The following is a 23,483-nucleotide window of genomic DNA, read 5'->3' on the forward strand; positions in this document are numbered from 1 at the left end:
AGCCCCGCGGCTAGGGTGACGCGCATGCCTGCTGACGAGTCGTCCCGCGTCCGCGAGGTCCTGCATGCGGCGGTCGGGTCGGTCGGAGGCGTCGAGCGCCCGGGCCAGGTCGAGATGGCCGAGGCCGTGGCCGCCGCGATGGACGAGGGCCGGCACCTGCTCGTGCAGGCCGGCACCGGCACCGGCAAGTCGCTGGGGTACCTCGTGCCGAGCCTGCTGCACGGCAAGCGGGTCGTGATCGCCACCGCCACCCTGGGTCTGCAGCACCAGCTCGTGCAGCGCGACATCCCGGCCCTGCTGGAGGGCGCCGCCGACGTGCTCGACGAGGTGCCGTCACACGCCGTGCTCAAGGGGCGCTCGAACTACGCGTGCCTGCATCGGCTCCGCGTCGGGGTGCCCGATGACCAGGGCACGCTCGTCGACGTCCCCGAGGGCACCCTCGGGTCCGAGGTCGTGGCGCTGCGCGAGTGGGCCGAGGACCAGGCCGAGAACACCGGCCCGGGCGACCGCGAGTCCGCACCGTCGCACACCGACCGCGGGTGGCGGCAGGTCAGCGTCACGGCCCGGGAGTGCCTCGGTGCGTCCAAGTGCGGGTTCGCGCTGGAGTGCTTCGCCGAGAAGGCCAAGGCGAAGGCCCACGCCGCCCAGCTGGTCGTCACCAACCACTCGCTGCTCGCGATCGACGCCCAGGGCGACGTGCCGACCTTGCCCGAGCACGACGTCGTCGTGATCGACGAGGCCCACGAGCTCGCCTCTCGCGTCACGCAGGCCGCCACGGTCGAGCTCGAGCCGGTCTCGGTCGAGCGCGCAGCCCGGCGTGCGCGGGGCCACCTCAAGAGCGGCCAGGCCGCGGACGATCTGGCCGATGCGTCCGACGCCCTGGCGGACGTGCTCACCCGCACCGAGCAGGGGCGCATCGACCGCCCCACCGACGAGCTGCTCGACGTGCTCGGGCTGGTGCGCGACTCCGCCCGAGCCTGCATGTCCGACTTCACCTCCGAGAAGGGAGGTGGCGAGCCCGACGCCGCCCGCCAGCAGGCACGGGGGCTCGTCGACGACGTCCGTGCCGTGGCCGAGCGCATGGCGGCGCACAGCGATGCCGACGTGCTGTGGGCCGCCGAGGCGCGCTCCGGTCCGCGGCTGCAGCTCGCCCCGCTCGACGTGGCCAGCATGTTGGCCAACAGCGTCTTCGCCGACCGCACCGTGGTGCTCACGAGCGCCACGCTGGCGCTCGGCGGCAGCTTCGACGCGGTCGTCCGGTCGGTGGGTCTGGGCTTCGGTGACCACGAGTGGTCGGGCATCGACGTCGGTTCACCGTTCGACTACGGCAAGCAGGGCATGCTGTACGTCGCCAAGCACCTTCCGGCGCCTGGCCGCGAGGGGCCCAGCACGCAGTTCGTCGACGAGCTGGTCGAGCTGGTGGGGGCGGCCGGCGGTCGCACCCTCGGGCTGTTCTCCTCCCGGCGCGGCGCCGAGGCGGCGGCCGAGAAGGTACGCGAGCGCCTGCCTGACCTCGAGGTGCTGGTGCAGGGCGAGGCCCACCTCAGCGAGCTCACGAAGAAGTTCGTCGACGACGAGACGGCGTGCTTGTTCGGCACCCTCGGCCTGTGGCAGGGCCTCGACGTGCCGGGCGCCACGTGCCAGCTCGTCGTGATCGACCGCATCCCCTTCCCGCGTCCCGACGACCCGCTCATGGGCGCTCGGCAGCGCCTCGTCGAGCAGCGCGGCGGCAACGGCTTCATGTCGATCGCCGCCAGCCACGCAGCGCTCCTGCTCGCGCAGGGCGCCGGCCGCCTGATCCGCCGCGTCGACGACCGCGGCGTGGTGGCGGTGCTCGACTCGCGGCTGGCCACCGCACGCTACGGCGGGTACCTCGCGTCGTCGCTGCCGCCCATGTGGCGCACCACCGACAAGGCCACCGTGCTGGCAGCGCTCAAGCGTCTCGACGAGCTGGCCTCGCAGGCCTGATCCCAGCGCACCCGGCCACCTCCTAGACTCGCCCCCTATGAGCATCGTGGTCACCGGCGGCGCCGGCTACATCGGATCGCACGTCGTCCGGGCCCTCGGGCTCGCGGGCCTGGAGTGCGTCGTGGTCGACGACCTCTCCAGCGGCCATCGCGAGTTCGTGCCGGACGACGTGCCGTTCGTCGAGGCGTCGCTGCTCGACACCGCGGCCCTCGAGACGGCCATGGCCGACCATGACGTGCAGGCTGTCGTGCACCTGGCCGGCTACAAGTACGCCGGCGTGTCGGTCGAGCGGCCGCTGCACACCTACGAGCAGAACGTCCAAGGCACCGTCAGCCTGCTGCGCGCGATGGAGCACAGCGGCGTCGACGCGATCGTGTTCTCCTCGAGCGCGGCCACCTACGGCACGCCCGACGTGGAACTGGTGACCGAGGACACCCCGACCGCCCCGGAGTCGCCGTACGGCGAGAGCAAGCTGATCGGGGAGTGGCTGCTGCGTGACTCCGAGCGCGCATGGGGGACCCGCCACACGTCGCTGCGCTACTTCAACGTCGTGGGGTCGGCCGTGCCCGAGCTGTACGACTCCAGTCCGCACAACCTCTTCCCGCTCGTGATCCGGGCACTGCGCGAGGGCCGGACGCCCCGCATCAACGGTGACGACTACGCCACGGCCGACGGCACGTGCGAGCGCGACTACGTGCACGTGGCCGACCTGGCCGAGGCCCACGTCGTGGCCACGCAGGCCCTGCTGGAGGGGCGCGACCTCGAGCGCGTCTACAACCTCGGATGCGGTGACGGGGTCTCGGTGCGCCAGATCATGGACGCCGCCGCCGAGGTGTCGGGCGTCGACTTCACGCCGGAGATCGGCGATCGGCGTCCGGGTGACCCGGCTCGGATCGTCGCCTCGGGAGCCCTCGCAGAGCGCGACCTCGGCTGGAAGGTGCGGTACTCGGTGACCGACATGTTCCGCAGTGCCTGGACCGCGGGTCCCACCGCCGGTTGAGGCACCCCGCCATCCGTTGGTCGAGGTGCGAGTGCGTTCTGGCGCGCGAGTCTCGAAACCACCCGTCAGGTGACCGCCCTGGCGATGGAGTCGGCTTCTCCCGACCTCAGACCCGGCGCAGGACCGCGGTGACCTTGCCCAGGATCGTGGCGTGCGTGCCGTCGATGGGGGAGTACTCGGGGTTGGCCGGCAGCAGCCAGACCTCGCCGTTCTTGCGCTGGAAGGTCTTGACCGTCGCCTCGCCGTCGAGCATCGCCGCGACGATCTCGCCGTTCTCGGCGACCGGCTGCTGGCGGATCACGACGTAGTCGCCGTTGCAGATCGCCGCGTCGATCATCGAGTCACCGCTGACCTCGAGGAGGAAGAGCGTGCCATCGCCCACGAGGGACTTGGGCAGCGGGAAGATCTCCTCGACGCGCTCCTCGGCCAGGATGGGTCCACCCGCCGCGATGCGACCGACCATCGGCACGTAGGTGGCGTCGGGCATGGAGTCGCGCATGTCGGTCTCGTCGACGACCGTCTCGTCGGCCGAGCTGACGGCCGGTCGCGCGCCGATGCCGTCGGGCAGGAAGATCTCCATGGCCCGCGGGCGGAACGGATCGCGCCGGATGAACCCCATCTTCTCGAGCTGCTTGAGCTGGTGGGAGACCGAGGACGTGCTGTGCAGGCCCACGGCCGCGCCGACCTCGCGCATGCTGGGCGGGTAACCGCGCTGGGCGACCTCGTCGCGCAGGAACTCCAGGACGCGGCGCTGGCGCGCAGTCAGGCCGTCGGCGTCGGGTGGGCCGTCGGGCAGCTCGCTGACGTTGGAGCGGTCGGCCATGTCCTCGGTGGTCATGGGGATCACGCTAGGACAGATGTTCGACGAGATCAAACATCTGTTCGACTGGGCGTGTCGGAGTCCGTCGGTGCCTGGGCCTCGACGTCCTGGTCCGACGGGGCGATCTCGGCCTCCGACGGCCGTTCGCCCTCGCTGACCGCCTCGTAGGCGGCGCCGATCAGCAGGGCGAAGAATCCGGCCCAGAGCCACAGCAGGAGGACGACGACTCCGGCGAGGGCGCCGTAGGTCTTGCCGTAGCTGCCGAAGTTGTCGACGTAGAGCGAGAAGGCCACGGACGCGATGAGCCATGCGACGGCCGCGCCCGTCACGCCGGGCGACCAGAGCTTCGGACGCTCCTGGCCGGACTCGGCGTCGGGGGCGGTCCGGATCACCAGGCCGAAGCCGATCACGATCGCCACGGCGAGCAGCAGGAATCGCGCGAGGTCGACGACGACGCGGATGCCCGGCACGTCGACCAAGGCGTCGAGCAGGAGAGGGGCCACCGCCACGAGGGTGATCGTGACGGCGAGGAACGCGACGGCGCCGGCGGTCAGGCCGAGGGCGAGCAGCTTCTGCTTCACGAAGTTGCGGGTCTGGTGGTTGCCGAGCATCGCGTTGATCGCCGTCACCAGGTTCGCCATGCCACCGCTGGCGCTCTGCAGGGCCAGGATGACCGCGATGGCGAAGCCGAAGCTCAGCGAGCTCGACGAGGTGGACGCGAGCGACTCGAGCTGTCCGGTCACGAGCGACGCGGCGTCGGCCGGCAGTGCGTCGGCGATCCCGTCGGACTGTCGGGCCACCGTCTCCGGGCTCGCGACGAGCCCGTAGACCAGCAGGCTCGCGATCATCGCGGGGAACAGCGCCAGGAACACGTAGAACGCGACGCCCGCCGCGAGCAGGGACGCATTGCGCTCGGAGGCGAGCTTCCAGGCGGTCTTCAGATGGTCGACAGGCATGCGTTCGAGCCTAGGCGGATCGCGACACCGACGCGCGCCGGGTCAAACGAGCCTGTGCCGTGGATCACATGTATCGCATCGCTGCAGGTCAGAGGGCTGGACGTCACCCATTCGCAAATTTGTTCGAGTGGGGTCTTCACTTTTGTCCGACGTGGGCCGTATGGTCGTTCATGTGTTCGATCGAACGTCCGTTCGCACTGATCCCGATCGAATGACATCCCTCGGCTGAGGCGCCGGGCGGACGTTCGAGAGAACACGCCAACCTCCACACTTCCCCTTCGGAGACCACCATGAGCATCACCCACGACGAGCTGCCCCTGTTCGAGGTTCCCGTCCACCTGCGTGCCGCCGGTCCTCGCGAGCGCCATCTGGCGGCCGTGCCCGAGGCCCGGGTCCAGTCGCCGCGTCCGGCGTCGTCGGGTGGTGTGCGGCTGACGCGCCGGGGCCGGGTCGCCCTGGTGGTCCTCGCGCTGGCGGTCATCACCGCGCTCATGGTCGTCTTCGGTTCGGGCACGGCCGCCACCAATGACGCCGGCGTCGTCACTGGCACCACCAGCGTCACCGTGCAGCCGGGCGAGACTTTGTGGTCCATCGCCGGTGAGGCCAACCCGGGCGGCGACATCCGCGACACGATGGGCGACATCGTCAGGCTCAACTCGCTGGTCGACGGCGAGACGCTGCAGATGGGCACCACGCTGGCCGTCCCGGTCTACGCGACCGACTGACGCTCCACGAACCTGGTCGGCGGGCCTTGGGTTGAGACTGACGCCCGCCGACCGGCACCTCTCCGGGGCAGACCCGGATCTGCCACTGGGCAGTCACGCGCTGGGGAAGGCCGTGGCTGCCCAGTGGCACGTCCGAGCGGCGTTGATGCTCACGGTGCCACGACGACGGGTGCCGCCTCCACGACCGCCAGCGCGGCGGCCGGTCCGGGAGCGGTGATCAGCTGGTCGATCTGCTGCTCGGGGCCTCCGTTGACCCGGTACGACACGCGGTAGCCCACGTCGACGCGCGGGGAGAGCCCGGCGGCGACCCGGCTGTAGCGGTGCGTCACGGCGGTCGACGGATACGGCGCTCCTGGCGTCGACGTGGTCTGGGTGGTGCCGTCGCCGTGGTGCCAGGTGAATCGCGCGGGCGTCGCGGCGATCTCCACGGCTTGGCCCAGCAGCACCGTGGAGTGCCGGAACTCAGGTGCCTGGGTGTGAAAGATCGTCTCCACGTTCACCAGCGTCTCGCCGCCGGGCTGGATCCTCAGCGCCAGCGCCGGCAGACCCACCGACTCCACCGCCCTCCGAATCTCGGCCGCGACGACCGGGTCGTTGGGGAAGTAGACCTCGATCGATCCGTCACATGCCCGCACCTGCCCGGTCCAGGTGCATGTCGTCGGTGGCAGCGGAGCCGATGCTTGGCCACCCCCGGAGGCGCTGCTGGGAGCGCCGGTCCGTGCTTCCGACTCGCTCTCGATGACCAGCACCGGTGAACGATCTTCAGGCCGCACGCTTACCTCGGTTTGGGCTCCCGCCAAAAGTGCGAGCGTGACGACTGTTGCGATCATTTGCCTGGCTCCACGAAGTCGCTCATAAGCCATTTGCCTTCGACGTGCTGCGCCAAGAATGCGACCATAATCGTGCTTGGGGCTGTCTCCTCGGCGGGGTCTGAACCATTGTCAAAGGTTCCAGGCTCGGTGGTGACCTCACCCTCGATTCGCCACTCTGTGCCTTGAAAGCTAACTGCGACGTCGCCGGCCGACCAGTCGCCGCCGGTATAGGCGCCGCCCGCATCATGAGTCGCATCGACGACGGCCATGTACTTGTCGCAGGAGCCGCACTCGGGTCCTGTCAGGGCGCGGAGCGATGCGGTGTCACCGGTGTGGGCGGCGTAGTTGAGGACGTCCAAGTAGTGGTCGACGAAGGCGGCGGCGCCCTCGGCGGTCTCTTGTGTGGCGGCCTCTGGCAGGGGTGGGGGAGTCGCCGTCGGGCTGGGTGTGGTGCTGGCATCCGGCTCCTTCGGCTCGGGGTCGCCGGCACACCCGGCGAGGAGCACGGCGGCCAGGGCCAGGAACGGCCAGGACGTCCTACGCATGAGATCCCCCGATCGTCATCGAGCCACGAAGGTAGCGAGCGCCCCGCGCACTTGTCAGCCACCCGAGCACGCGTTGCGCGCGGCGGAATGGGTGCCTCACGGTGACGCGGGCTGGGTCGGGTCGGTGCCTGCTGGGGCGCCGAGCTCCGCTCCGTGCGCCGCGCCCAGTCCGCACAGGCCAGCGGCGGCATCGCACGTCGCCCGCGGCGCGGCGACGGGCACGACCACGTCCAGGCCGCCCCACGTGCCCGTTTGTTCCCCTGTGCCACAGCCGGTGATCGCGGCCAGTGCGAGCGCCAGCCCGGCCCACCTCGTCCTGCTCATGGGATCCCCCGATCCGTCGTCGATCTGTCGAGGACGAACCTAGGCAGCCGCGAAGTCGTTGTCACCGGCGTCACGAGGGACCTGTGGACAACTCGCGCTGGGCGCGCAGGAGAGAATGGCCTCATGCGTGCAGTGGTGATTGCCGACGAGACCGACCGCGAGGGCGGCTACGTGACCGAGCGGCTGCGTCAGCTCGGTGCGGACGTCGAGTTCGTCGACCGCGAGGCACTGCCGGATCGTGCCGAGATCGCGGACGCGGGTCCACGGGTCGACCTGCTGCTGCTGCTGGGCTCGCACCGGTCGGCGCACGACTCGCGGTTCGTGCACGACGTCATGGCCGAGTCGGACTGGGTCCGGGACTCGCTGGCGGCCGGGACGCCGGTGATGGGCATCTGCTTCGGCGCCCAACTGATGGCCCGCGCCCTGGGCGGCCACTCCTACCGGATGGCGGAGCCCGAGGTGGGCTGGGAGCGGGTCGACTCGGTCGACCACGTGCTGTGTCCCGTGGGTCCGTGGGGGCAGTTCCACCACGACACCTTCGTGCCGCCCCAGAACGCCCAGGTGCTGGGCTCCACGTGGTACGGACCGCAGTGCTTCGTCGAGGAGACCCACGGGGCGAGGGCCATCGCTTGGCAGTTCCACCCTGAGGTGGTGCCGGAGGTCTACGCGCAGTGGGTCTCGGAGGGGAAGATGACCGTGCGCGCCGCGGAGGCCGATGCCGAGAACCTCGTCCGTGGGGCTCATCGTCTGGCTCCGCAGGCGCGCACGCGGGCTTTCGCCCTGGTCGACGCCGCCCTCGACTACCTGGGTGTCGAGGGCGGCTCGAACCTCAGCTGACGGCGCCGGCTTGGTCGGCCGCGGCCTGCTCCGAACCGGCACCGGCGCTGCTGAGCTCGCCGCCGGTGTTCTCCAGGTGGGCGCGGACGAACCAGTGGAACAGCTCGAGCGCACGCAGCTGGGCGATCAGCATGTCCTCGGTGACCGCGTCGAGGTCGGCGACGGCCTCCTGCGCCTTGCGGTGGTCGGCGATGACGCCCTGGTAGACCTTGTCGAGCGCGCCGAGATGCTCGTTGGTCGTGGCGCGGCCGAGCGAGTAGTCGTCCCACGTGCGGGTCTTGACCAGGTCGCCGGTCAGGCCGTTCGGCGCGGTGCCGAGCGTGGCGATGCGCTCAGCGGTCTCGTCGACCGCGTCGCGCACCTCGACCACGTGCGGGTCGATCATCTCGTGCACGGCGATGAAGTGCGGGCCGACGACGTTCCAGTGAACGTGCTTCAGCGTCAGGGCCAGGTCGTTGAGGGCGTGGAGGCGCTCCTGAAGGATGCCAGCCAGCTTCTCGCCCTCGGCGTCGGTGAGTCCGGGAATCGTGAACTTGGGGGTGCTCATGGGTTCGACGTTACGCCGCAGATCGCGATACGCAACCGGAACTCAGCAGGCCCTGAAATGCCGGGATTGCAGCGACTTCAGGTCAGCCGAGGCTTGCCTGATTGACGAGCCAGGCGATGCCGAACCGGTCGTTGAAGAGGCCGAACTTGTCGCCCCACGGGGCGGTCGAGAACGGCTCGACGATCTCCGCTCCTTGGGTCAGCTTGTCCCAGTACGGCTGCAGGTCGGTGTCGTCGCTGCTGAGCGAGACGTTGACGTGGGTGCCGTGCTGGGGCTGGTCGCCACCCGGGGGAGTGTCGGAAGCCATCAGCGTCAGCCCGTGCGGGGTCTGCAGCTGGCCATGCATCACCAGGTCGGCGTGGGCCGGGTCGTCGCTCATGCCGGACTCACCGAACGTCATGATGCTCAGCTCGCCGCCGAGGGCTGCTTGGTAGAACTCCAGCGCCTCCCGGGACTCGGTCGAGAAGTTCAGGTACGGATTCAGTGCGATCGCCATGGCGACAGGGTCCACCTGTCCGCGCCTGCAGCGCAAGGGTCAGGAGGTGACGCGCCGGATCCGGATCGGTCCCTTGGCCGTGGACGGGTCGACGGCGCGCCCCTTCTGGGTGATCTCGACGGCGCCCGCCTCCACCAGCCGTCGGGCGGCGCGTCGAGCCGGTTCCATCAGGTCGCGCCAGTCGTCGTCGGTCCCGACGGCCCGGGCGGCGTCGGACGGGCAGATGGTCGCGCTCGCGGCGCGCCCGGCGAGCAGGTCGAGGATCGTCTGCTCGAGCTGCTGGTCGACGTCGGTGACGCCGCGCCGCCGACACGTGGTGCTGCAGTACTTGACGGTGTCCCAGTCGCGCTCCCACTTCTTGCGCCACTCGATCGTGCGTCCGCAGGAGGCGCAGGTCTTGGCGGGGTGGGTCACCGCTCCAGTGTGGGCGCGAGGCCCTCGGCTGGCTCGCCGAGATGGCCCGATCGGACTAGGTCGGGGTGGTGAGTTCTGGGGCGCCTGTGACGGATGGGACAGCGACAGCGCGCTGACCAGCACAAACACGTTCGTCCCACGTTCGTCTCAAAAATAGTCAGTGGCGCGCGGGAAGATGCTTGCGCGGGCCGCCCCCGAGCACGTACGGTAGCCACTACATCTGGGACTTACACGCGTGTAGTTCTCCACATATGGGTCCACAGCCGCCCGTCGGTTACCCACACGATTCGGACCTCGGTCCACAGTTTCTCCCCAGATTCATCCCCACCCACCCCCGTCGAGGAGGCCCGTCCATGCACTGTCCGTTCTGCAAGAACACCGACACCCGAGTGCTCGACAGCCGGGTCGCCGACGAGGGCGGCTCGATCCGTCGGCGTCGCACCTGCTCGTCCTGCGAGAAGCGCTTCACCACGATCGAGCAGATGCAGCTCATGGTCGTCAAGCGGTCAGGGGCCACCGAGCCCTTCGTCCGCGAGAAGGCCGTCGCCGGCGTCCGCAAGGCCTGCAAGGGCCGGCCGGTCTCCGACGACGACCTCGCCCGCCTGGGCCAGCGCGTCGAGGACTCGCTGCGCTCGTCGGGCTGCGCCGAGATCGAGGCCCACCAGGTCGGCCTGGCCGTCCTGGAGCCGCTCAAGGAGCTCGACGAGGTCGCGTACCTGCGCTTCGCCAGCGTCTACAAGGCCTTCGACTCCGCCGACGACTTCGCCGTCGAGATCGCGAGCCTCATGTCGGCCTCGGCCGACGGCGAGCTGGCGGAGGAGACCGCCACCCGCAGCCCCTCCCCGTAGTTCCCCTTCACCCGCACGTCCGGGGGCGCCGCCGTCAGCGACGGCCGAGGCCCCGCAGGCACAGCAGTCAGCAGCACCGCACGAGCAGCACCGCACGAGCACGTCAGCAGCAGTCAAACCCTTTGAGTAACAGGAGCACCCCCATGACGGAGACCGTCAGCGGATCCACCGGTTCGCCCCGCAAGAGCGCCTCCAAGGCCGGTTCCGGCCTGAAGATCGAGCGCGTCTACACCACCGAGGGCGTGCACCCGTACGACGCCGTCACCTGGGAGCGTCGCGACGTCGTCCAGACCAACTGGAAGACCGGCGAGAACGTCTTCGAGCAGCGCGGCGTCGAGTTCCCCGACTTCTGGAGCGTCAACGCCTCCACGATCGTCACCACCAAGTACTTCCGCGGCGCCGTGGGCTCGGCCGAGCGCGAGCAGAGCCTCAAGCAGCTCCTCGACCGCGTCGTGCTCACCTACGTCAAGGCCGGCAAGGACTTCGGCTACTTCGCCACCCCGGCCGACGCCGAGGTCTTCGAGCACGAGCTCACGCACATGCTGCTGCACCAGGTCTTCAGCTTCAACAGCCCCGTCTGGTTCAACGTCGGCACGTCCAGCCCGCAGCAGGTCAGCGCCTGCTTCATCCTGGCCGTCGACGACTCGATGGACTCGATCCTCAACTGGTACCGCGAGGAGGGCCTGATCTTCAAGGGTGGATCCGGCGCCGGTCTCAACCTGTCGCGCATCCGCTCCAGCAAGGAGCTGCTCCGCTCCTCGGGCGGCACCGCCTCGGGCCCGGTCTCCTTCATGCGGGGCGCCGACGCGTCCGCCGGCACCATCAAGTCCGGCGGCGCCACGCGTCGCGCGGCCAAGATGGTCGTCCTGGACGTCGACCACCCCGACATCGTCGAGTTCGTCGAGACCAAGGAGAAGGAGGAGGAGAAGATCCGCGTCCTGCGCGACGCCGGCTTCGACATGGACCTCGGCGGCTCCGACATCACCTCGGTCCAGTACCAGAACGCCAACAACTCGGTGCGTGTCAGCGACGAGTTCATGCGCGCGGTCGAGGAGAAGACCGACTTCGGCCTGCGCGGTCGCATGACCGGTGAGGTCATCGAGCAGATCGACGCGAACGAGCTCTGGGACAAGATCGCCAAGGCCGCGTGGGCCTGCGCCGACCCGGGCATCCAGTACGACTCCACGATCAACGACTGGCACACCACGCCGGAGGCGGGCCGCATCACGGCCTCCAACCCGTGCTCGGAGTACATGCACCTCGACAACTCGAGCTGCAACCTCGCCAGCCTCAACCTGATGAAGTTCCTGAACGACGACGGTTCGTTCGAGGTCGAGAAGTTCGTCAAGAGCGTCGAGCTCATCATCACGGCGATGGACATCTCGATCTGCTTCGCCGACTTCCCGACCGACCCGATCGGCGAGACCACGCGGGCCTACCGCCAGCTCGGCATCGGCTACGCCAACCTTGGCGCGCTGCTGATGGCCTCGGGCCTGGCGTACGACTCCGACGGCGGCCGCGCGCTGGCCGGCTCGATCACGTCGCTCATGACGGGCACCTCGTACCGCCGCTCGGCCGAGCTGGCCGGCATCGTCGGCGCGTACGACGGCTACGCGCAGAACGCCGCTCCGCACACGCGGATCATGCGCAAGCACCTCGCCGCCAACGACGACATCCGCACGCTGCACACGATGGACATCGCGGTGCACCGCGAGGCCACCAAGCAGTGGGCCGACAACCTCAAGATCGGTGAGAAGAACGGCTGGCGCAACGCCCAGGCGTCCGTGCTCGCGCCCACCGGCACGATCGGCTTCATGATGGACTGCGACACGACCGGCATCGAGCCGGACTTCTCGCTGGTCAAGTTCAAGAAGCTCGTCGGTGGCGGCTCGATGCAGGTCGTCAACCAGACGGTCCCGGCCGCGCTCACCAAGCTCGGATACACCAACGAGACGATCGAGGCGATCGTCGAGTTCATCGCCGAGCACGGTCACGTCATCGATGCACCGGGCCTCAAGCCCGAGCACTACGAGGTCTTCGACTGCGCGGTCGGCGAGCGGGCCATCAAGCCGATGGGCCACGTGCGCATGATGGCGGCGGCCCAGCCGTTCCTGTCGGGCGCCATCTCCAAGACGGTCAACATGCCCGAGACGGCCACGGTCGAGGAGATCGCCGACGTCTACTACCAGGGCTGGAAGCTCGGCCTGAAGGCGCTCGCGGTCTACCGCGACAACTGCAAGGTCGGCCAGCCGCTGTCCAGCCAGAAGTCGCAGGACGACAAGACCAGCGCCTCGGCCGCCGCGACCACCGAGGTCAAGACGGTCGTCGTCGAGAAGCCGATCCGTCGTCGCCTGCCGAAGTCGCGTGCCTCGATCACCACGAGCTTCGCCGTGGGTGGCGCCGAGGGCTACATGACCTCGGGTGCGCACGAGAGCGGCGAGCTGGGCGAGGTCTTCCTCAAGCTCGGCAAGCAGGGCTCGACGTTGGCCGGTGTCATGGACGCCTTCAGCATCGCGACCTCGATCGGCCTGCAGTACGGCGTGCCGCTGGAGACCTTCGTCAGCAAGTTCACCAACCTGAAGTTCGAGCCGGCCGGTCTCACCGACGACTCGGACGTCCGGATGGCGCAGTCGATCATGGACTACGTGTTCCGCCGCCTGGCGCTCGACTACCTGGACTTCGACACCCGGTCCGCGCTCGGCATCTTCTCGGCCGACGAGCGTCAGCGTCACCTCGACACCGGTTCCTACCAGCCCATCAACGACGGCTCCACTGCCGCCGAGCTGGTCCAGACCCCCGTCGAGACGCTGCCGCAGGCCGCCGCGGCCGAGGACGTCGTCGAGGAGACGGCCAAGCCGGCTCCGGCCCAGGCCCACACCTCGGCCGAGCTCCTCGAGGTCATCACCGGTTCCGCGGTCGACTCGCCGCTGTGCATGACCTGCGGCACCAAGATGCGCCCCGCCGGCTCCTGCCACGTCTGCGAGGGCTGCGGCTCCACCAGCGGCTGCAGCTGAGCTAGCAACGACGAAGGGCCCCATCGATTCCGGTGGGGCCCTTCGTCGTGCCTGGGCATCTAGGCCGACAGGAAGTCCTCGTAGCGGGCATGGAGCCTTGCCGAATCGGGAAGAGCGCGGCGGGAACGAGGAAGCTTCATCAGTCGCCGGCCGTGCATGTCCTGGAGTCCATGCCGAAGCATGGGCCCGTCGACCTCGTCGAGGATGTCCTGGCGAATGTGAAGCGATAGATCGTCTGGCCGAATACCCAGGATCTTGCTGTCGAACGCGGCATGGTGGATCTTGCACATCGCGAGCCCGTTCGGGACTACGGGCTCGCCGTTCGGCTGGCCGTCGGCGATGATGTGCGCAGCGTCGAGCAGCTGCGCGTGTCCAAGGTTGCACACCGCGCATCGCGACTCGTAGGCCAACATCACCTGTGTGCGGAACACTCGCTGATGGAGCCGGACCTTTGTCAGGCGCGCCATGTACATCCGGTAATCCGGGTCTCGTGCTTCGGTTTCGTCGAAATGCCTCTGCGCATGATCGAGAGCGAGAGTGAACTCCAGTTCGCGTGGCGCATCGCCGACGATCCAGACGGGGTAGATCGGTTCATACCAGCCGGATGCGACGCCGACGAACCAAATGATCGGCAGCTTCGCACTGAAGGCCTGACGAAGTGCAACGTTCTCGGGATGGTCCGGATCGGAGCCTCGGTACTTGTACCTCTGGAGTCCGTCCACTCCCACAGCGTCCGCATAGGGAGGCATCTGACCTGGTGGCGTGAACGTCGTACGGATGGCCAGTGCAGCAGACATCCCGGCGGGCTTTCGAATTCCTCGTTGTCGGTCCATCAGCGGGATTCGTTGACCGTCGTACTCGAAGCTCGCGAGCCACCGGAAGTCGACTCGATCCTGAGGTCGCCGGTCGAGCCACGCCATCGCCGCTCGTCGCAACATCAGACTTTCGGCGTCGCTCACCTCTGCATGGTCCCACGTGCGACCTTGCCAAGGGTGATGGTCTCGTCGATGTATCCCGCCCACAGGTGGTCGCGCGCTCGAGTCATCGCGACATAGATCTCACGGCGGTAGAGGCTGTTCCGCTCGTCGTAGGACGAGTCGGACTCGTCGGTGTGACGCGGCAGGTCGTGGCGGATCGCCGGGAGATAGACACGCGAGAACTCCAACCCTTTTGCTCGTTTGATGGTGCCGACCTTGACGGCCTCAGTCGTGACGCCGGCGTAGTCGGCGAGAGGGACGACAGGAATTCCTCGGTGTCGCAGGAGGGTCGTGAATTGCCGAGCTTCGCGCGTCGTTCGTGTCAACGCTGCCATATTGCCCCAGCTGGCACCGCAAGCTCGGGCGGCGATCATAGAGTCGATCGCCATCGAGGCGAGTGCCTGGCTGTCCGGTCCAGTCGCCACGGTCGGTTTTCCGCCCACGCGGCTGGAAGTGCCCTCAAGGCGATCTTCGAGGGTCCCTTCGATGTCGAGCACGGCGTCCTCAACGACGAGCGCGGCAGCTGCAGCGAGGATCTGAGCTGTATTGCGATAGTTCTCCCGCAGCACGTGCGCGCGTCCTGTGACGTTGATACCAGCTTCACTGAGGGTGAAGCCGCCGGGATACACCGACTGACGACTGTCGCCGAGAAGAAGCAGGCGATTTGGACCGTCGCCGGCCAGAGTGTCGAGGAAACGCAACGAGATGAGGTTGAGGTCCTGAACCTCATCGACGACCACCCCGGAGAACTGGAACAAGCTCGGAAAGCGACGCACGGTTTCGTGGGCCCGGAGGATCAGGTCATTGAAATCGTAGGTCCCGCGAAGACGAAGCTGTTCTTGGTAGGCCACGAAGAGATCCCACATACGCTCGCGGTCGCCAAGTCGGAGCGGAGTCTTTCGACCGATGCGTTGCAAATCGCGGTACTGCTCGAACTCAGTGAGTCCGCGTCCCTTGATGACGTAGTCGATTTCTTCCTGCCAGTAGGCAGGCGACCGGTTGCCGATCGACGACGAGTTCTTGAGGTCACTTCGGGACCATGCCAGGGCGAACGCTGTATTGACCTTCGCGGAGTCAATTCCTGCGTGTTCGCCGACCTTCTGCAAGCACTCGGATGCGAGCTGATGGACGCCAACGAAGTGGATGTTGTGACTGGCCGGCTCTGAGACGATCCGCGCCAGCTCGGCAAAGACCTGCGGCAGGGTCCTGACCAAGGTCGTGAAGATGATCGGGTGAGGAGACCTCAACGCGTGATGGGTGGCTCGGTGTAACCCGACGACTGTTTTTCCGGTGCCGGCAGGCCCTCGGACGCGCGCGGGTCCGTTCCAGTGTGTCCGCGTCAATCGCACCTGATCGGGGTGGAGGAACGTCATCCACGACTCGATGGGTTCGGTCAGTTCAGCGTCGAGCAGTGCACGTACGAGGTCATCAATCCCGGGCAGGACCTCCTGAGTATCGACAGTGGCTGAGCGTCCACGGTGCCGAGCGAGCGGCAGTCGCAGGGGTGGTTCTGACTCGATCGCCGGACAGATCTCAGCAAGGGCGGCCGAGACGGACTCCGCTTGCGCGTCCGTGAACCGTCGGGGGAGTCGTGCGATCCACTCCACCAGGTCGCGGGCACCGACAAGCTTGACGGCGCGAACCGAGGCGTCGATCGACCGTTGGGAAAATGCCCACACCACGGTGATGGCTGCTGAAGTCAGACCAATGTGCTCCAGGCCTTCAGTCAAGGCATCGATCAGACGGTCAACGTTGTCGAGGTCGTCCTCGCACGACTCCTGGCCGCGATAGATGCCTCCGTCGTGCACTCGCACCTCAGCCCACGATTTCGCATCGACCACGAGGAGACCCCCGGGTCCGACAAGAACGAAGTCCAGGTTGGCCCGTCGGGAGTTGGGCCACAGTCGGTCCTCGAGGACATGCCACCCGAGCTCAGCCAGTGCGCGTAGTGCTGGCGCGAGGCCGGCCTCGGACGAGGCCGCGGCCAAGTAGTTTCTCGACTTGGCCTTCATGGATTCGGCCAGCTCAAAGAGGGCATCGGCTTCCTCTGAAAGCCGGCTGCCCTCTCGGAGCGCTGAGTCTCCTGCTGCCATGACGGGTCTCCCTCCCGTTGGCACGGTTCTAACATCCGGTTGGACCAGCTGTCTCAGCTTCGGATGGATCGGCCTCCATTACCGTGCTGGATTCCAGCCACTCGCGTCGCGGAGCCGGCAGACTCGTAGAATTAATTGTGCACAACCAAATTGTGTGCAATGCTTTCGACATGACCACGGCACGCCTCGACGACCAGCTCTGCTTTGCGCTGTACGCAGCGTCGCGCCGTCTGACCACGGCCTACCGTGGCACGCTCACCGAGCTCGGCATCACCTATCCGCAGTACCTCGCGCTGATGGTGCTGTGGGAGAGCGACGGCATCACCGTCTCGGAGCTGGGGGAGCGGCTCAGCCTCGACTCCGGCACCCTCTCGCCCTTGCTCAAGCGACTCGACCTGCAGGGACTCATCGAGCGCCGCGCCTCCACCGAGGACGAGCGGCGCGTGCACGTCCACCTGACCGATGCGGGCCGAGACATGAGCACCGAGGTCGGACGCGCGCAGAAGTGCGTGGCCGACGCCATCGACCTCGACGCCGACGAGTTCTCGGCGCTGCGGGCGCTGGCTCGGCGCGTGGCACACCTTGATCCGGTCCTGGACTGACCCGGACCTGCACGACTCAGCACGACACCCAACCCAAGGAGATCACCATGGATGCCCTGTACACCGCAGAAGCCCTCGCCACCGGCGGCGGCCGTGACGGCCACGTCCGCACCGGCGACGGCGTGCTCGACCTCGACCTGGCCGTGCCTGAGGGCATGGGCGGCAAGGGCGGCGCGGCCAACCCCGAGCTGCTGTTCGCGGCCGGCTACTCCGCGTGCTTCCACGGCGCCCTGCAGGCCGTCGCCCGCGCCGAGAAGGCGGAGCTCGGCGACTCCTCCGTCGGCGCGAAGGTCTCGATCGGCCCGAACGGCGAAGGCGGATTCCTGCTGGCCGTGAAGCTCGAGGTCGTCATCCCTGACCTGCCGCACGACAAGGCGCAGGCCCTGGCCGACAAGGCCCACCAGGTCTGCCCGTACTCCAACGCGACCCGCGGCAACATCGAGGTCGAGGTCACCGTCGTCGACGACTGAGTCCCGACCCGTCCACAGCCCCGACCCCTGAGGGAGTCGGGGCTGTGTCATGTGTCGGTGCCTGCTCCTAGCGTTCGGGATCACCAAGAACCCGACCGGGAGGATCCCCATGATCGACGCCGACGAGCACGACGACGGGCACCACACCGACCCCACGCAGCAGCTCGCACCGCTCGTGGTGGTCGAGCGCTTCTTCGCGATCGAGGCGGCTCGAGTCACGCCGCGCACGGTGCGCACGTACTCCGCGGTGGTGGCTCGACTCGACGCCTACCTCGACACGGTCGACGCCACCGAATGGATCGGATCGCACTACGCCGCCCTCCTGCAGGCCGAGCGTCAGTTCGCGCCGCGAGGTGCCCTGCTCCGGCTCTTCGGCCTCGAAGGCCTGGTGTTCTGTCTCCCCGGGTTCCTGAGCCCGGAGTGGTTGTCTCCGGTCGCGTCGGAGCGACGTTCGCAGATCGCCTTGACCGGTCGGTTGCTCGACCACCTCCGCCGGCGCGGGCTGGTCGACGTCCACGAGATCGCGTGTGCGTTCTACGAGGCCCGACAGGCGGTCTTCGACGCGCGCGACGCCGCGTGAGCTCGCGAGGGCGGGTCCGGAGGGCGTCGACGGGGTAGCGCCTCGCGGCCGCCGCCGTTAGCAGGAACGAGGCCGCAGCCAGCACTCTGGGCCGCCGCCGAGGGTGAGGTTCGTCTGGGTCAGGCGGCCGCCGCGGCGCGGTGCTCGGCCAGCGCCTCGGCCAAGGCGCGGAGGACGTCCAGGTCGAACCCCATCCCGAGGTGGGCCGCCTCGACGCGGACGTTCCGCGCCAGAGGCCCCTCGTCCTCCTCCCGCACCCGGCAGGCGGGTCCCGAGACCACGCCGTCGATCGGCGACCAGATGGCGGTCGTCGGCATCGTCAGCGGCTGGGCGTGGCGCTCCGCGCCCGCCGGTGTCAGGTCCTCGGCGGCCTCCGGGTTGAGGATGCGGAACCAGCGGACGATCCACTCGGTGCCCTCCCGGCCGCGAATGGGCGTGCCCATCGTCACGACGTCCCGCACGTGCTCGGGGTGACGGCGCGCAGCCTCACGCGCGTAGACGCCGCCGAGGCTCCACCCCACCAGCGTGATCGGGCCGTCGGTCGCCAGCTCGGCGATGTGGGCCTCGAGCTTCTTCTCGTCGTCCGGTGTGATGCCCAGGTTCCATCCGAGGTTCCACCCCGACGTGCGGTACCCGAGGTCTTCGAGGAAGTGCCGCATCGGCAGCGTGGTGTGGTCGGTGGCGGTGAACCCCGGCAGCACGAGCACCATGTGGCCGTCGCCGCGGGGCGACTCCCGTGCGGCACCGTCGATGCCGGCCGCGAGCCTCGCGAACGTGAGGGGCATGCCCGCGAGCTCCCAGAACAGTCCGACGGGTCCCGGACGCAAGGACGACAACAGGCTCATGCAGCACCTCATCTGATCGACAGCCCCCGCGATCATAGGGCGCACGACATGCGAGTGACCCCGGTTTGATGCATGATCGGCTCAGTTCGAGGGTGGGAGACCCGATGAGCGAGACCATGAACGCGGGCAAACGACGGGCGGCGGTACCGGTGGACTCCGGTGTCGCGTCCGGCGGTCGGCACCGCCTCGACCCGACGCTGTCGGCACCGCCGAACGGCCACCCGGCTGAGCCAGGCGACTCCGGCCGCACGCGGGCGCGCTGGTTCCGGCGCGGCTGAGGTCAGTCGCCGGCAGGACGCAGACGCACCAGACGCTCCAGGTCGGCGTCGCTGAGCTCGGTGAGCGCACCCTCGCCGGCGTTGACCACGGCATCGGCGAGTGCCCGCTTGCTCGTGATGAGCTCGGCGATCGACTCCTCGATCGTGCCCTCGGTGACGATGCGGTGCACGTGCACCGCGCGGGTCTGCCCGATGCGGTGGGCGCGGTCGGTGGCCTGGTCCTCGACGGCCGGGTTCCACCACCGGTCGAAGTGCACGACGTGGTCGGCACGTGTGAGGTTGAGGCCCGTGCCGGCCGCCTTCAACGACAGCACGAAGACGTTGAACGCACCGTCCTGGAACTCCTGCACCATCCGTTCGCGCTGACGGATGCCGGTGCCACCGTGCAGGAATCGGTGCGCCACACCGCGGTCCACGAGGTGTCGGGTGAGCAGGTGGCCCATCTGCGTGTACTGCGTGAACACGAGGATCGTGCCGCCCTCGTCGAGGATCTCGGCCGTCACCTCGTCGAAGACCTTGAGCTTGCCCGAGCGGGCGTCGAGCTTGCCGTCGGACTGGCGCAGGAAGTGCGCGGGGTGGTTGCAGATCTGCTTGAGCCGCGTGAGCATCGTGACCACGAGCTGACGCCGCTTCATGCCCTCGGCCTGCTCGATCTCGGCCATCGTGTCGCGCACCGTGGCCTCGTAGAGCCCCACCTGCTCGCGCGTGAGGTGGGCGCTGTAGTCGGTCTCGATCTTCGGCGGCAGTTCCGGGGCGATGCCCGGGTCGGTCTTGCGTCGGCGCAGCACGAAGGGCTGGACCAGGGTTGCCAGTTCGCCGGCGCGCTGTGGCTCGCGGCCCGACTCGATGGGGCGCGACCAGGTGGTGCGGAATTCCTCGACCGACCCCAGCAGGCCGGGCGTGGTCCAGTCGAGGATCGACCACAGCTCGCCGAGGTGGTTCTCGACGGGGGTTCCGGTCAGCGCCAGCCGCGCGAGGCCGTCGATGCTGCGGAGCACGCGCGCAGCCTTGGTGCGCGGGTTCTTGACGTTCTGGGCCTCGTCGGCGACGACGAGGTCCCAACCGACCTCGCCCAGGTCGGCGGCCGAGCTGACCATCGTGGCGTAGGTCGTGATGACGAAGCCGCCGGTGACCTGGTCGAGCGAGCGACGCGGGCCGTGGAAGCGGTGGACCTCGGCGCCGGGCGCGAAGCGCTTGACCTCACGCTCCCAGTTGCCCACCACCGACGCGGGGCAGACCACCAGCGTCGGTCCGTGGGGGAGTCCGAGGTCGGCGGCCTGCTCGGCGCGATGCAGCTGCAGCGCGATGAGCATGACGGTCTTGCCCAGCCCCATGTCGTCGGCGAGGCAGCCGCCGAGACCGAGCTCGGTCAGCTGACTCATCCAGCGCAGACCGTCGAGCTGGTAGTCGCGCAGGGTGCCGGCCAGGGTGTCGGGCTGGTGGGTCGCGATCGTGCTGGGGTCGAGCGACGACAGCCGCCGGCGGACGTCGTCGAGCCAACCGATCGTCTCGACCTCGGTGCGCCGGCCCTCGACGAACATCTCGCCCGTGACGACGGCGCGCAGCGCCTCGCCGGCCTGGATCTCCGTGGATCCGCCGTGCAGGGCGCGCTGGATCTTGGCGCGGTCGACCATGACCCAGGTGTCGCGCAGACGGACGACGGACCGGTGGTCGAGGGCCAGCTGCTCCACCTCGGCCTGGCTGAGCACCTGGTTGCCGACCGCGACCTGCCAGTCGAACCGGAACAGCTGGTGGTGGGTGAAGGCCGCAGGGCGATCGTGCCGCGGCGACTCGTCGGCGCGCAGCACGGCCCGCGTGTCGAGCTGGCGCACCAGGGACTCGGGCCATCTCACCTCGATGCGGTTCGCGAGCAGCGTGGCCGTGAGCCGCGTGTTGCCGAGTTCGGCCAGGGCGTCGGCGCTCACCGTGACGCCGCCGCGGGAGTGCGGCTCGGCCAGGCGGGTCGCGGGCTCCCACCACCGGGCGACGCGCTCGAGCATGTCGCGCGTGGGTTCACGGGCGTCGACCACGATCGGCCGTTCCGGCCCGCTCGTGAGCTCCGAGGCGTCGAACGGCGACGACACCTGGGCGCGGGGGATGACGCGCAGCCGCACCACGGCAGCCTCGGTGTCGCTGGGCTCCTCCAGGAAGGAGACCTCGAACGCGTAGGAGAAGTGGGTCTCGGCCTGGCGCGGCGCCACGGTGCGCGGCGAGGGCGACTGGGGGGTGGTCGCGACGGGCGGTGCGTCGACGGCCAGGGCCTCGAGGAACCCGAAGACTGCCTTCTGACCGGTCGCAGGATCAGGTCCGATCGCGTTTCCGGCGGCCCGCAGCTGGTCGACCGACGAGCCCTGGGGCTCGAGGAGGTGACCGGTGGCCATGAGGCGCAGCGCGATGATCGCGGGCGTGGCCCACGCGCGCACGGAGGCGTGCGCGGCGACCAGCCGGATGCCTTGGCTGAGCGGGCCGACCGCGTCGAATGCCGGGACCTGGTGCTCGCCGTCCGGGGCGTCGATCACGAAGTGCGACTTGGCCGGCTCGTCACCCACCTCGAAGCGAACGGGATGCCGCAGGAGCGGCATCAGCTCTTCGCGGGTGGCCATCCGACCATTCTGACGCACGGCACCCAATGGCGTGCGTCAGCCTGGTATGGTTGAACTGTCAACTAATGTGGATCTCGCAGTCAGGACGTCGTCATGCGGCAGTACACGATCGCCGACCTCGAGAGCCGGCTGTCGGCCAGCCCGCGCATGCCCGTGCTCTTCATCGGCCACGGCAACCCGATGCACGCCATCAGTGACAACACCTTCACCCGGGAGTGGAGTCGCGTCGGTCACGCGCTGCCCGAGGCGCAGGCCATCGTGGTCGTGAGCGCGCACTGGCTGACGCCGGGATCGACCCACATCACCGACGCTCCCCGCAACCGCGTGATCTACGACTTCGGCGGATTTCCCGACGAGCTGTTCCAGGTGCCGTACCCCAGCGAGGGCGACCCGGTCATCGCCCGCGCGCTGCAGCAGCAGCTCGTCGACTACGAGGCCCAGCTGGACGCGCAGTGGGGCCTCGACCACGGCACCTGGTCCGTGCTCGTCCACCTCGCACCCCGGCCGACCGTGCCGATCCTGCAGATCAGCATCGACGGCTCAATGCCCCTGCCGGAGCTCCACGACCTGTTCGGACGCCTGCGCGCGCTCCGCGACCGAGGCGTGCTGTTCATCGGCAGCGGCAACATCGTGCACGCGCTCGGTCGTGCTCGTTGGGAGCCGCACGCCGCTGCCTGGGACTGGGCGGTGGAGTTCGACCAGGTCACGGCCGAAGCGCTGGCCGAGCGACGGGCCGACCAGCTCCTCGACCCGTTCCGCACCTGGGACACCGCGCGCATCGCGGTGCCGACGGACGAGCACTACCGGCCGATGGTGGCGGCGCTCTCGCTGCTGCATCCGACCGAGCCCATGTCGTTCTTCAACGAGCAGATCGACATGGGCTCGATCGGGATGCGCAGCTTCATCAGCGGCTGAGCCGTCGGCGCCTGAGCAGTCGGCGTCTGGGCCGACAGCGTCGGGGCGTCGCCGGGCTCAGGACTGCTGGGACTCCTGGGACTGTTCGCGCTCGGCGATCTGGCGACGGACGTCGTCCATGTCGAGGTCACGCACGCGCTTGATCAGGTCCTCCAGACCGGCCGCGGGCAGGGCCCCCGGCTGGGCGTAGACGAGGACGCCGTCGCGGAACGCCATGATCGTCGGGATCGACGTGATCTGGGCGGCGCCGGCAAGCTGCGGCTCGGCCTCGGTGTCGATCTTGGCGAAGGTCACGTCGGCGTGCTGCTCGCTCGCTGCCTCGTAGACCGGGGCGAACTGCTTGCACGGACCGCACCACGACGCCCACCAGTCGATGAGGGTGATGCCGTCGCCACCGATCGTGTCGTCGATCGTGGCCTGGGTCAGGTTCACGGTGCTCATGCAGGGGTCAACCGACGTCGGTCGGAGAAGATTCCATCGCGGCGGGTGGTGATCGGTGAAAAAGACTACTGGCGCGTAGGGGTGGCCGCGATCCGAACATGAGGGTATCCTCAGGTTTGTCAGCGGCTTCGCGGCCGACGCACCCTCCCGAGGAGCGCACCATGGACGACACCACGTTCGACTTCGACACCGCAGCCGTCGCGACGGCCTCCGCTCGATTCCCCGCCCGTCGTCTGGAGCCGTCCGTGGCGCCCGTCTCGATCGGACTGGGCTACCTGGCGCGTCCGGGCGAGTTCGGCGAGCACGCCTGGGACGAGAGCGGCCACTGACGGCTGATCCCGACGACCACCCGCCGGGCCGCTCGCGCAGCCGG

At 68.8% G+C, this 23,483-nt stretch carries 25 protein-coding genes; 12 read left to right on the top strand and 13 right to left on the bottom strand.

The annotated features are described in order from the left end of the window. The first annotated feature begins 24 nt into the window (after positions 1-24). On the top strand, positions 25-1,968 hold the full coding sequence (locus V6S66_RS06325) for an ATP-dependent DNA helicase (protein WP_334205896.1): 1,944 nt from the start codon (positions 25-27) through the stop codon (positions 1,966-1,968). 37 nt (positions 1,969-2,005) lie between these two features. Then, on the top strand, positions 2,006-2,968 hold the full coding sequence (gene galE / locus V6S66_RS06330; RefSeq protein WP_334205897.1) for a UDP-glucose 4-epimerase GalE: 963 nt from the start codon (positions 2,006-2,008) through the stop codon (positions 2,966-2,968). Positions 2,969-3,074: 106 nt separating this feature from the next. Here galE and lexA read toward each other — a convergent pair whose 3' ends face one another. Beyond that, entirely contained in the window at positions 3,075-3,806 is a 732-nt protein-coding gene (lexA, locus tag V6S66_RS06335) for a transcriptional repressor LexA (protein WP_334205898.1), read from the bottom strand. A 32-nt stretch (positions 3,807-3,838) separates the two neighbouring features. Then, positions 3,839-4,744: a YihY/virulence factor BrkB family protein gene (locus V6S66_RS06340; RefSeq protein ID WP_334205899.1), complete on the bottom strand. Its 906-nt coding sequence runs from the start codon at positions 4,742-4,744 to the stop codon at positions 3,839-3,841. Between the two features lie 290 nt (positions 4,745-5,034). Between V6S66_RS06340 and V6S66_RS06345 the strand changes: the two genes are divergently transcribed. Then, positions 5,035-5,469: a LysM peptidoglycan-binding domain-containing protein gene (locus tag V6S66_RS06345; RefSeq protein WP_334205900.1), complete on the top strand. Its 435-nt coding sequence runs from the start codon at positions 5,035-5,037 to the stop codon at positions 5,467-5,469. A gap of 149 nt (positions 5,470-5,618) precedes the next feature. Here V6S66_RS06345 and V6S66_RS06350 read toward each other — a convergent pair whose 3' ends face one another. The 3 genes from V6S66_RS06350 to V6S66_RS06360 all read right to left on the bottom strand — a co-directional run bounded on the left by V6S66_RS06350 (position 5,619) and on the right by V6S66_RS06360 (position 7,150). Further along, positions 5,619-6,104, bottom strand: a complete 486-nt coding sequence (locus V6S66_RS06350) for a hypothetical protein (RefSeq protein WP_334205901.1) — start codon at positions 6,102-6,104, stop codon at positions 5,619-5,621. Between the two features lie 191 nt (positions 6,105-6,295). Continuing rightward, positions 6,296-6,826 carry a DUF6318 family protein gene (locus V6S66_RS06355; protein WP_334205902.1) on the bottom strand — a complete coding sequence of 177 codons (531 nt, stop codon included), beginning with the start codon at positions 6,824-6,826 and terminating at the stop codon, positions 6,296-6,298. A gap of 96 nt (positions 6,827-6,922) precedes the next feature. Continuing rightward, positions 6,923-7,150, bottom strand: a complete 228-nt coding sequence (locus V6S66_RS06360; RefSeq protein WP_334205903.1) for a hypothetical protein — start codon at positions 7,148-7,150, stop codon at positions 6,923-6,925. 123 nt (positions 7,151-7,273) lie between these two features. On the opposite strand from V6S66_RS06360, the gene V6S66_RS06365 reads away from it, so the two are divergent. Next, complete coding sequence (locus V6S66_RS06365) at positions 7,274-7,987, top strand: type 1 glutamine amidotransferase (protein WP_334205904.1); 714 nt, start codon at positions 7,274-7,276, stop codon at positions 7,985-7,987. Here the strand turns inward: V6S66_RS06365 and V6S66_RS06370 are convergent. The 3 genes from V6S66_RS06370 to V6S66_RS06380 form a co-directional block, all read right to left on the bottom strand. After that, the gene (locus tag V6S66_RS06370; protein ID WP_334205905.1) at positions 7,980-8,534 is read right to left on the bottom strand and encodes a Dps family protein; all 555 of its coding nucleotides are present in this window, start codon (positions 8,532-8,534) and stop codon (positions 7,980-7,982) included. The genes V6S66_RS06365 and V6S66_RS06370 overlap by 8 nt on opposite strands. An 82-nt stretch (positions 8,535-8,616) precedes the next feature. Further along, entirely contained in the window at positions 8,617-9,030 is a 414-nt protein-coding gene (locus tag V6S66_RS06375; protein ID WP_334205906.1) for a VOC family protein, read from the bottom strand. A gap of 39 nt (positions 9,031-9,069) precedes the next feature. Then, positions 9,070-9,444 (bottom strand): DUF2256 and DUF3253 domain-containing protein, encoded by a 375-nt coding sequence (locus V6S66_RS06380; RefSeq protein WP_334205907.1) that lies wholly within the window; start codon positions 9,442-9,444, stop codon positions 9,070-9,072. Between the two features lie 353 nt (positions 9,445-9,797). Here V6S66_RS06380 and nrdR point away from each other — a divergent pair, with 353 nt between their 5' ends. Further along, positions 9,798-10,292 (top strand): transcriptional regulator NrdR, encoded by a 495-nt coding sequence (gene nrdR / locus V6S66_RS06385; protein ID WP_334205908.1) that lies wholly within the window; start codon positions 9,798-9,800, stop codon positions 10,290-10,292. A gap of 143 nt (positions 10,293-10,435) precedes the next feature. After that, a complete protein-coding gene (locus tag V6S66_RS06390; RefSeq protein ID WP_334205909.1) occupies positions 10,436-13,306 on the top strand; it encodes a vitamin B12-dependent ribonucleotide reductase in 2,871 nt (956 codons plus the stop codon). A gap of 59 nt (positions 13,307-13,365) precedes the next feature. Here V6S66_RS06390 and V6S66_RS06395 read toward each other — a convergent pair whose 3' ends face one another. Continuing rightward, positions 13,366-14,265 (bottom strand): HNH endonuclease, encoded by a 900-nt coding sequence (locus V6S66_RS06395; RefSeq protein WP_334205910.1) that lies wholly within the window; start codon positions 14,263-14,265, stop codon positions 13,366-13,368. Beyond that, positions 14,262-16,376: a UvrD-helicase domain-containing protein gene (locus V6S66_RS06400; RefSeq protein ID WP_334205911.1), complete on the bottom strand. Its 2,115-nt coding sequence runs from the start codon at positions 16,374-16,376 to the stop codon at positions 14,262-14,264. The genes V6S66_RS06395 and V6S66_RS06400 overlap by 4 nt, the downstream gene beginning before the upstream one ends. Before the next feature lie 170 nt (positions 16,377-16,546). Between V6S66_RS06400 and V6S66_RS06405 the strand changes: the two genes are divergently transcribed. The 3 genes from V6S66_RS06405 (at position 16,547) to V6S66_RS06415 (ending at position 18,028) form a co-directional block, all read left to right on the top strand. Next, positions 16,547-16,978, top strand: coding sequence for a MarR family winged helix-turn-helix transcriptional regulator (locus V6S66_RS06405; protein WP_334205912.1), 432 nt, complete (start codon positions 16,547-16,549; stop codon positions 16,976-16,978). Positions 16,979-17,025: 47 nt separating this feature from the next. Further along, the gene (locus V6S66_RS06410) at positions 17,026-17,448 is read left to right on the top strand and encodes an organic hydroperoxide resistance protein (RefSeq protein WP_334205913.1); all 423 of its coding nucleotides are present in this window, start codon (positions 17,026-17,028) and stop codon (positions 17,446-17,448) included. 109 nt (positions 17,449-17,557) lie between these two features. Next, on the top strand, positions 17,558-18,028 hold the full coding sequence (locus tag V6S66_RS06415) for a hypothetical protein (protein WP_334205914.1): 471 nt from the start codon (positions 17,558-17,560) through the stop codon (positions 18,026-18,028). 119 nt (positions 18,029-18,147) lie between these two features. Here the strand turns inward: V6S66_RS06415 and V6S66_RS06420 are convergent, their stop codons facing one another. Next, positions 18,148-18,873: an esterase/lipase family protein gene (locus V6S66_RS06420; protein WP_334205915.1), complete on the bottom strand. Its 726-nt coding sequence runs from the start codon at positions 18,871-18,873 to the stop codon at positions 18,148-18,150. A 104-nt stretch (positions 18,874-18,977) separates the two neighbouring features. Between V6S66_RS06420 and V6S66_RS06425 the strand changes: the two genes are divergently transcribed. Beyond that, entirely contained in the window at positions 18,978-19,151 is a 174-nt protein-coding gene (locus tag V6S66_RS06425; RefSeq protein ID WP_334205916.1) for a hypothetical protein, read from the top strand. Positions 19,152-19,153: 2 nt separating this feature from the next. Here the strand turns inward: V6S66_RS06425 and V6S66_RS06430 are convergent, their stop codons facing one another. Next, the gene (locus V6S66_RS06430; protein ID WP_334205917.1) at positions 19,154-21,754 is read right to left on the bottom strand and encodes a DEAD/DEAH box helicase; all 2,601 of its coding nucleotides are present in this window, start codon (positions 21,752-21,754) and stop codon (positions 19,154-19,156) included. A 93-nt stretch (positions 21,755-21,847) separates the two neighbouring features. On the opposite strand from V6S66_RS06430, the gene ygiD reads away from it, so the two are divergent. Further along, positions 21,848-22,669, top strand: coding sequence for a 4,5-DOPA dioxygenase extradiol (gene ygiD / locus V6S66_RS06435; protein WP_334205918.1), 822 nt, complete (start codon positions 21,848-21,850; stop codon positions 22,667-22,669). Between the two features lie 57 nt (positions 22,670-22,726). Here the strand turns inward: ygiD and V6S66_RS06440 are convergent, their stop codons facing one another. Then, complete coding sequence (locus V6S66_RS06440; protein WP_334205919.1) at positions 22,727-23,110, bottom strand: thioredoxin family protein; 384 nt, start codon at positions 23,108-23,110, stop codon at positions 22,727-22,729. 161 nt (positions 23,111-23,271) lie between these two features. On the opposite strand from V6S66_RS06440, the gene V6S66_RS06445 reads away from it, so the two are divergent. Beyond that, entirely contained in the window at positions 23,272-23,439 is a 168-nt protein-coding gene (locus V6S66_RS06445; protein WP_334205920.1) for a hypothetical protein, read from the top strand. Positions 23,440-23,483 lie beyond the last annotated feature (44 nt).

Source organism: Aeromicrobium sp. Sec7.5 (assembly GCF_036867135.1).
GTDB lineage: Bacteria > Actinomycetota > Actinomycetes > Propionibacteriales > Nocardioidaceae > Aeromicrobium.

Bases quoted from the DNA above. Each gene is read 5' to 3' on its own strand.
- V6S66_RS06325 (WP_334205896.1), top strand. From the start codon at position 25: ATGCCTGCTGACGAGTCGTCCCGCGTCCGCGAGGTCCTGCATGCGGCG.
- galE (WP_334205897.1), top strand. From the start codon at position 2,006: ATGAGCATCGTGGTCACCGGCGGCGCCGGCTACATCGGATCGCACGTC.
- lexA (WP_334205898.1), bottom strand. From the start codon at position 3,806: ATGACCACCGAGGACATGGCCGACCGCTCCAACGTCAGCGAGCTGCCC.
- V6S66_RS06340 (WP_334205899.1), bottom strand. From the start codon at position 4,744: ATGCCTGTCGACCATCTGAAGACCGCCTGGAAGCTCGCCTCCGAGCGC.
- V6S66_RS06345 (WP_334205900.1), top strand. From the start codon at position 5,035: ATGAGCATCACCCACGACGAGCTGCCCCTGTTCGAGGTTCCCGTCCAC.
- V6S66_RS06355 (WP_334205902.1), bottom strand. From the start codon at position 6,826: ATGCGTAGGACGTCCTGGCCGTTCCTGGCCCTGGCCGCCGTGCTCCTC.
- V6S66_RS06360 (WP_334205903.1), bottom strand. From the start codon at position 7,150: ATGAGCAGGACGAGGTGGGCCGGGCTGGCGCTCGCACTGGCCGCGATC.
- V6S66_RS06365 (WP_334205904.1), top strand. From the start codon at position 7,274: ATGCGTGCAGTGGTGATTGCCGACGAGACCGACCGCGAGGGCGGCTAC.
- V6S66_RS06370 (WP_334205905.1), bottom strand. From the start codon at position 8,534: ATGAGCACCCCCAAGTTCACGATTCCCGGACTCACCGACGCCGAGGGC.
- V6S66_RS06375 (WP_334205906.1), bottom strand. From the start codon at position 9,030: ATGGCGATCGCACTGAATCCGTACCTGAACTTCTCGACCGAGTCCCGG.
- nrdR (WP_334205908.1), top strand. From the start codon at position 9,798: ATGCACTGTCCGTTCTGCAAGAACACCGACACCCGAGTGCTCGACAGC.
- V6S66_RS06390 (WP_334205909.1), top strand. From the start codon at position 10,436: ATGACGGAGACCGTCAGCGGATCCACCGGTTCGCCCCGCAAGAGCGCC.
- V6S66_RS06400 (WP_334205911.1), bottom strand. From the start codon at position 16,376: ATGGCAGCAGGAGACTCAGCGCTCCGAGAGGGCAGCCGGCTTTCAGAG.
- V6S66_RS06405 (WP_334205912.1), top strand. From the start codon at position 16,547: ATGACCACGGCACGCCTCGACGACCAGCTCTGCTTTGCGCTGTACGCA.
- V6S66_RS06410 (WP_334205913.1), top strand. From the start codon at position 17,026: ATGGATGCCCTGTACACCGCAGAAGCCCTCGCCACCGGCGGCGGCCGT.
- V6S66_RS06415 (WP_334205914.1), top strand. From the start codon at position 17,558: ATGATCGACGCCGACGAGCACGACGACGGGCACCACACCGACCCCACG.
- V6S66_RS06420 (WP_334205915.1), bottom strand. From the start codon at position 18,873: ATGAGCCTGTTGTCGTCCTTGCGTCCGGGACCCGTCGGACTGTTCTGG.
- V6S66_RS06425 (WP_334205916.1), top strand. From the start codon at position 18,978: ATGAGCGAGACCATGAACGCGGGCAAACGACGGGCGGCGGTACCGGTG.
- V6S66_RS06430 (WP_334205917.1), bottom strand. From the start codon at position 21,754: ATGGCCACCCGCGAAGAGCTGATGCCGCTCCTGCGGCATCCCGTTCGC.
- ygiD (WP_334205918.1), top strand. From the start codon at position 21,848: ATGCGGCAGTACACGATCGCCGACCTCGAGAGCCGGCTGTCGGCCAGC.
- V6S66_RS06440 (WP_334205919.1), bottom strand. From the start codon at position 23,110: ATGAGCACCGTGAACCTGACCCAGGCCACGATCGACGACACGATCGGT.
- V6S66_RS06445 (WP_334205920.1), top strand. From the start codon at position 23,272: ATGGACGACACCACGTTCGACTTCGACACCGCAGCCGTCGCGACGGCC.